At 58.8% G+C, this 6,114-nt stretch carries 6 protein-coding genes; all 6 read left to right on the forward strand.

Annotated features, from left to right (window positions below):
* The first annotated feature begins 109 nt into the window (after positions 1-109).
* Genes ABYO54_RS00915 through nqrF form a run of 6 tightly spaced genes read left to right on the forward strand, consistent with a single transcriptional unit; the run spans position 110 to position 5,873 of the window.
* Positions 110-1,468: a Na(+)-translocating NADH-quinone reductase subunit A gene (locus tag ABYO54_RS00915; RefSeq protein ID WP_372805995.1), complete on the forward strand. Its 1,359-nt coding sequence runs from the start codon at positions 110-112 to the stop codon at positions 1,466-1,468.
* Positions 1,468-2,700, forward strand: coding sequence for an NADH:ubiquinone reductase (Na(+)-transporting) subunit B (locus ABYO54_RS00920; protein WP_372805997.1), 1,233 nt, complete (start codon positions 1,468-1,470; stop codon positions 2,698-2,700). Before ABYO54_RS00915 ends, ABYO54_RS00920 begins: the two co-directional genes overlap by 1 nt.
* Entirely contained in the window at positions 2,693-3,316 is a 624-nt protein-coding gene (gene nqrC / locus ABYO54_RS00925; protein WP_372805999.1) for an NADH:ubiquinone reductase (Na(+)-transporting) subunit C, read from the forward strand. The genes ABYO54_RS00920 and nqrC overlap by 8 nt, the downstream gene beginning before the upstream one ends.
* Before the next feature lie 3 nt (positions 3,317-3,319).
* On the forward strand, positions 3,320-3,922 hold the full coding sequence (locus ABYO54_RS00930; RefSeq protein WP_372806001.1) for an NADH:ubiquinone reductase (Na(+)-transporting) subunit D: 603 nt from the start codon (positions 3,320-3,322) through the stop codon (positions 3,920-3,922).
* 6 nt (positions 3,923-3,928) lie between these two features.
* Positions 3,929-4,630 (forward strand): NADH:ubiquinone reductase (Na(+)-transporting) subunit E, encoded by a 702-nt coding sequence (nqrE, locus tag ABYO54_RS00935; RefSeq protein WP_372806002.1) that lies wholly within the window; start codon positions 3,929-3,931, stop codon positions 4,628-4,630.
* Positions 4,631-4,640: 10 nt separating this feature from the next.
* Entirely contained in the window at positions 4,641-5,873 is a 1,233-nt protein-coding gene (nqrF, locus tag ABYO54_RS00940; RefSeq protein WP_372806004.1) for an NADH:ubiquinone reductase (Na(+)-transporting) subunit F, read from the forward strand.
* Positions 5,874-6,114 lie beyond the last annotated feature (241 nt).

Below are 6,114 nucleotides of genomic sequence, written 5' to 3' on the forward strand. Positions count from 1 at the left end.
AAAAGCCCAATAATTACAAGAACCCATCCCAATACCGCATTACTATCCAGCGCTTCCTTTATCGGACTAAAGAACGGTTTTGCACCAGAAATCGAGGAGTGTAAACAGAGTGGCAAACTTCAACATCAAAAAAGGCTTCGATGTCAAGGTGACGGGGAAACCCAAATCCGTCATCGAGGATTATGCGAACCAGCAGTTTTTCGCGGTCTATCCGGCGGAATTCGACGGGCTGAAGCCGCGTCTTAAAGTCAAGGCCGGCGATTTCGTCAAACACGGCGACGTGTTGTTCGAAAACAAGAAGAACGAGAAGATGGTTTTCCGTTCTCCATGCTGCGGCACGGTCAAGGCGGTCAATCTCGGCGAGCGCCGCTTCCCGGTCGAAATCCTGATCGAGCGCGACTTCAAGCACGACGAAAGCGTGACGTTCGATACCTACACGGTCGACTCCGTTAGCCGGCTTTCGCGGGAACAGGTGGCCGACCACCTGCTGAACGCGGGGCTTTGGCCGCTCATCAAACAGCGCCCCTTCAACAAGATCGCCGACCCGGACACCGCCCCCAAGGCCATTTTCATCAATGCCGCCGGGTCCGCCCCCTTCCAAGCCGACTTCGGCCTGATCCTGAAGGGCAACGAAAATGCGTTCCAGACGGGCATCAACGCCTTGGCGCAACTGACCGAAGGCAACGTGCATCTCTGCAAAACCGCGGGAAGCGATATTCCGGAATTCAAGAATACCGAAAGCCACACCTTCAAAGGGAAGCATCCTTCCGGCAACACCAGCGTCCACATCAACCGCATCAGCCCCATCCTGCCGCACGACACGGTCTATACCCTGTGTGCCCAGGACGTGATCCTGATCGGCAAACTGCTGCTCAAGGGCGAGTTGCCGCAACACAAGGTCATTGCCCTTGGCGGCCCCGCGATCAAGGAAGCGTTCCGGCAACACTACAACGTGCAGCTCGGCGCAAGCCTCGAACCCCTGTTCAAAAAGGTCATGGAAGAGGGGGAAGTCCGCCTGATTGCCGGCAACGTTCTGTGGGGCGACGCGGTCGCGGCCGATTCCTTCGTCCGCTTCTACGGTTCCGAATACTTTGCGCTGGAGGAAGACCGCTCCCGCCACTTCATGGGATGGACGACCCCTGGCCTGTTCCAATACAGCTGCCACCGCGTAAACCTCTCCTCGATGTTTGCCGGAAGCCACGAATGGAAACTCGGCACCAGCATGCATGGCAGCAAGCGCGCCATGGTGGTGACGGGCTGGATGGACCGATACCAACCGCTCAATGTCATGACCGACTATTTAATCCGTGCCTGCCTGGCCCACGACACCGACGAAATGGTGCAGCTCGGCATCCTTGAAACCGATCCCGAGGATTTTGCGCTGGCCTCGTTCGTCGATCCGCACAAGACCGACGTCTGCGGCATCATCAAGCGCGGCCTCGAGGAAATCGAAGAGGAAGGACTCTAATGAAAGCATTATTCGACTTCATGGATAAGAAGATCGCCCCGCTGTTTGAAGAGGGTGGAAAGTTCGAACGGCTCTACCCGCTGTTCGAGGCGGGCGACACGTTCCACCGCACCCCGGCCGACGTTACCCCGAGCGCACCGCACGTGCGCGATTCGATCGACCAAAAGCGGCTGATGATCTTCGTGATCTATGCCTTGCTCCCCTGCATCCTGTTCGGGATCTGGAACGCGGGCAACCAGTTCAACATCGCCAACCAGGTGAAAGATGCCACCCTCATGACCGATCTGCTGCGCGGCTCGGCGATGGTGCTCCCGATCATCTTCGTTTCGTATCTGGTCGGCGGCCTCTGGGAAGTGCTCTTCGCCGTCGTCCGCCGCCACGAAATCAACGAAGGCTTTTTGGTCACGGGCATGCTGTTTCCGCTGGTGCTGCCCCCCACCCTTCCCCTGTGGCAGGTGGCCGTCGGCATCTCGTTCGGCATCGTGATCGGCAAGGAAATCTTCGGCGGCGTCGGCTACAACATCCTGAACCCGGCGCTCACCGCACGCGCGTTCCTCTTCTTCGCCTACCCGGCGCAGATTTCGGGCGACCAAGTGTGGGTCGGCACCGCCAAAACCGCCTTTGAGAACAACGCGTTCTTCGGCACCGTTGCCGCGAATGTCGATGGCGTAACCATGGCCACTCCGCTCGCCGTTGCGGCCGCGGCCGGAAACGGCACCGACGCCGTCGCGGCCCTGAACGGGGCGGGCTTCAATCTCTTCAACCTAACGATGGGCAACATCCCCGGCTGTATCGGTTCCACCTCGGCGATCGCGATCGTGCTGGGCGCCCTGTTCCTGATCGCCACCGGCATCGCCTCCTGGCGGATCATGCTTTCGGGCGTCATCGGTTGCGTGGCAATGGGCGCGCTCTTCAACGTGCTGCCGGTCGACAACGCCTTTGCGGCCCTGCCCTTCGTCTACCACTTGGTACTCGGCGGCTTCCTGTTCGGCATCATCTTCATGGCCACCGACCCCGTATCGGCCGCGGCCACGAACACCGGCAAATGGATTTACGGCTTTCTGATCGGCGTGCTCACGGTGCTCATCCGCGTCGTCAACCCGGCCTACCCCGAAGGGGCCATGCTCGCCATCCTGTTCATGAACGTCATGGCGCCGCTGATCGACCACTTCGTCGTTCAGTCGCACATCAAAAAGAGAACCGCTTACGCGAGGGCCTTGAACAATGCGTGAAGATACTAAGACGATAACCTTTGCGGCGGGCATCTGCATTGTGGTCAGCCTGTTGCTGTCCGGCACGGCGGCATTGCTCAAACCCGCCCAGCAGGCCAACGAAGCCTACGACGTGAAACGCAACATCGTTAAAGCGTTCGGCATCGATACCGGATCCATGGCGCGCCCCGACATCGAGGCCACCTACGAAAAGCATGTGAAGCAGCAGGAGGGAACCCTGCCGCTCTACACCTGGACCGACGAAGGCAAAGACCAACCGTCCAAGTACGCCTTCCCCATTTCCGGCAAGGGACTCTGGAGCATGCTGCACGGCTACCTCTCGCTCGAAAGCGATCTGGAAACCATTGCCGGCATCAGCTTCTACAAGCACGGGGAAACCCCCGGCCTAGGCGCTGAAATCGAGAAGAATTGGTTCCAGTCGCAGTTTGTCGGCAAGAAGCTCTACAAGGACGGAGTCGCCACCCCGTTTCAGGTGGTCAAGTCCGGCACGCCGCTCACCGAAAGTTCGGTCGACGGCATTTCTGGAGCGACCCTCACCGGGAACGGCGTGCAGGCCCTCATCCGCAAGGATGCCGCCGCCTACGCCGGCTATTTTAAAACCATCAGGGAGAACTAAACCATGGGTGCTGCCAAAAAACTTTTGATGGATCCGTTTTCGGACAACAATCCGATTACCGTGCAGGTGCTCGGCATCTGCTCCGCGCTGGCGGTGACGGTCAAGGTCGAAACCGCCATTGTAATGACCCTTGCGCTGACCGCGGTGGTCACGCTTTCGAACATGGTGATCTCGCTGCTACGCAACGTGATCCCGAACGGCATCCGCATGATCGTCGAAATGGCGGTCATCGCCTCGCTCGTGATCATCGCCGACCAACTGCTGCGGGCCTACTTGTTCGACATCAGCAAGCAGCTTTCGGTCTTCGTGGGCCTCATCATCACCAACTGTATCGTGATGGGCCGCGCCGAAGCCTTTGCCCTGCAGAACCCCCCCGGCGCCTCGCTGCTGGACGGACTCGGCAACGGACTCGGTTACGGCATCGTCCTGATCGCCGTGGCCTCCATCCGCGAAATTCTCGGCTTCGGCTCGTGGCTCGGCCTCCAGCTGCCGCTCGGTGAAAACTTCATGGGCAACGGGCTGGTCCTGCTCGCCCCGGGTGCCTTCATCATTCTCGGCCTGCTGATTTGGGCCCAGCGCACCATCAGCAAATACGTGGAGGATTAAACGACCATGGAACTCTTAAACATAGCTGTTGAATCGATCTTCATTAACAACATCCTGTTGGCGTTCTTCCTCGGGATGTGCTCCTTCCTGGCCTGTTCCAAGAAAGTGGACACCGCCATCGGCCTTGGACTCGCCGTGATTTTCGTGCTGACCATCACGGTGCCGGTCAACTGGTGCATCTACAACTTCCTGCTGCGGCCCGGCGCGCTGGCATGGATTGGGCAACCGGAACTCGACTTGAGCTTCCTGACCTTCATCTGCTTCATCGCGACCATCGCCTCGATGGTGCAGCTCGTGGAGATGATCCTCGATAAGTTCTTCCCCAAGCTCTACCACGCGCTCGGCATTTTCCTGCCGCTGATCACCGTGAACTGCGCCATCCTCGGTGCCTCGCTGTTCATGGTGGAACGCTATTTCGTTCCGACGGAAATCGCGTCCCCGATGATGAGCCTGGCAAAATCGACGGTGTTCGGGTTTTCGTCCGGCATCGGCTGGTTGCTCGCCATCGCCGCCATGGCGGCCATCCGCAAGAAGCTGCGCTACTCCCATTTGCCGGACGGCCTCAAGGGGCTCGGCATCACGATGGTCATGACCGGCCTGATGGCCATGGCCTTCATGTGCTTCTCCGGCATCGACATGAAGAAATCCGCCAAGCCGGAACCCGCACCCGTTGCCCAAACCACCGTTTCCCCTGAACCGAACAACTGAGACTCATAGCATGGAAAACGTAATCAACATTGTTTCAAGCGTCATCGTCTTCAGCTTCGTGATCATGCTGTTGGTCATCATGCTGATGATTGCCGCGAAAAAGCTGGTTCCCCAGGGCATGGTCAAGCTCGACATCAACGAGGGCAACCGCGAGCTGGAAGTCAAGCCGGGCTCATCGTTGCTCACCTCGCTCTCGGCGCAGAAGATTTTTCTGCCCTCCGCCTGCGGCGGCGGCGGCACCTGCGCCATGTGCAAATGCAAGGTGCTCGAAGGCGGCGGCGAGCTGCTTCCCACCGAGGCCGGGCAAGTCTCCAAGGCCGAAGCCAAGGAAGGCATTCGCCTCGCCTGCCAGCTGAAGGTCAAGGAAGACCTGAAGCTCGAGATCGAACCCTCCATCCTCGACATCAAGAAATACGAATGCACCGTCCGTTCCAACGACAATGTTGCCACCTTCATCAAGGAGTTGGTGGTCGAACTGCCGAAGGGCGAACGGCTCGATTTCCGCGCGGGCGGCTATATCCAGATCGACGTGCCGGCCTACAAGGGGCTTTCCTACAAGAACTTCGACATTGCCGAGGAATACCGCGGCGACTGGGACAAGTTCGACCAATGGCAATATGTGGCCAACAACGAAGAACCCTGCTTCCGGGCCTACTCCATGGCCAACTTCCCGCTGGAAGACGACATCATCATGCTCAACATCCGCATCGCGTCCCCGCCGCCGGGCACCGACTATCCGCCGGGCGTATGCTCCTCCTACGTGTTCAACCTGAAGCCGGGCGACAAGATCACCATCTCCGGCCCCTACGGCGAGTTTTTCGCGCAGGAGACCGACCGCGAAATGTGCTTCATCGGCGGCGGCGCGGGCATGGCCCCGATGCGCTCGCACATCTACGACCAGCTCAAGCGCATCGGCACCAAACGCAAGATCACCTTCTGGTACGGCGGCCGTTCGGTGCGCGAACTCTTCTACATGGACGAGTTCCGCGAACTCGAAAAACAGTTCCCCAACTTCAAGATGCACATCGCCCTGAGCGATCCGTTGCCGGAAGACAACTGGGAAGGCTATACCGGGTTTATCCATCAGGTCTGCCTGGACGAATATCTAGACCAACACGAGGATCCCACCGAGATCGAATACTATCTCTGCGGACCGCCCATCATGCTTAAATGCGTCAAGGACATGGTCCACGAGCTCGGCGTCGAACCCGAGATGGTCCTTGCCGACGACTTCGGCATTTAACGTATTCAGCCCGGCAACCGCCGGGCTTTTTTTTTGAATCGGCAGGACTCGACCCTTTGTGGTTTGACCCGGGTGTCGTGCATGCCTAGACTGTTGCGACAAGTCAGGAACATGAATGGAGGCGCGTGGTGTCGGATAAGGGAAAACGGAAAGTGGGCTACAAGAAAAACGGGAAGCTGGAAAAGGAGTTCTACGCGTCGGAGCTCGCGCGCCTTCAGATCGAACTGGTGAAGCTGCAGGA

Source organism: Pontiella sp. (assembly GCF_041622395.1).
Classification (GTDB): domain Bacteria; phylum Verrucomicrobiota; class Kiritimatiellia; order Kiritimatiellales; family Pontiellaceae; genus Pontiella.